The following is a 537-nucleotide window of genomic DNA, read 5'->3' on the forward strand; positions in this document are numbered from 1 at the left end:
CGGCGGGGTTAGATCATGCCTCTGGTGATGCGGTGATTCCGATTGATGCGGACTTACAAGATCCACCGGAAGTCATCCCGCTGATGATGGCAAAATGGCGCGCCGGGGCGAAACTCGTCCTCGCCAAACGCCGCGACCGGTCTTCCGACAGCTGGCTCAAGCGCCTAACGGCCAATGGCGCGTATTGGTTGTTCTCAAAGCTCACACATCCGCAAATTCCTCAGAATGTTGGGGATTTTCGCCTCATGGACCGCGAGGTTGTGGACGCGGTGAAGCGCTTGCCGGAACGCTCTCGCTTTATGAAAGGGCTTTTCGCCTGGATCGGATATGAAGCCGAGGTCGTCGAATATGACCGCGAAGCGCGCTCGGCTGGCGAAACCAAATGGAATTATTGGAAGCTTTGGAACTTTGCGCTGGATGGCATTACGTCCTTCTCATCGCTTCCATTACGGGTTTGGTCGTATCTCGGCTTTGGAGTCAGCGTCCTGGCGATGGCCTTTCATAAAGCGAGAGCGATCCGCACGTGAAAGTGGTCAA

Annotated in this window: 1 protein-coding gene; it reads left to right on the forward strand. The window is 55.7% G+C overall.

From position 1 onward, the window contains the following. The coding region (locus D5R40_RS33800; RefSeq protein WP_134239691.1) for a glycosyltransferase family 2 protein at window positions 1–527 on the forward strand (527 nt) is incomplete at its 5' end. Window positions 528–537: the final 10 nt, after the last annotated feature.

Source organism: Okeania hirsuta (genome assembly GCF_003838195.1).
GTDB lineage: Bacteria > Cyanobacteriota > Cyanobacteriia > Cyanobacteriales > Microcoleaceae > Okeania > Okeania hirsuta.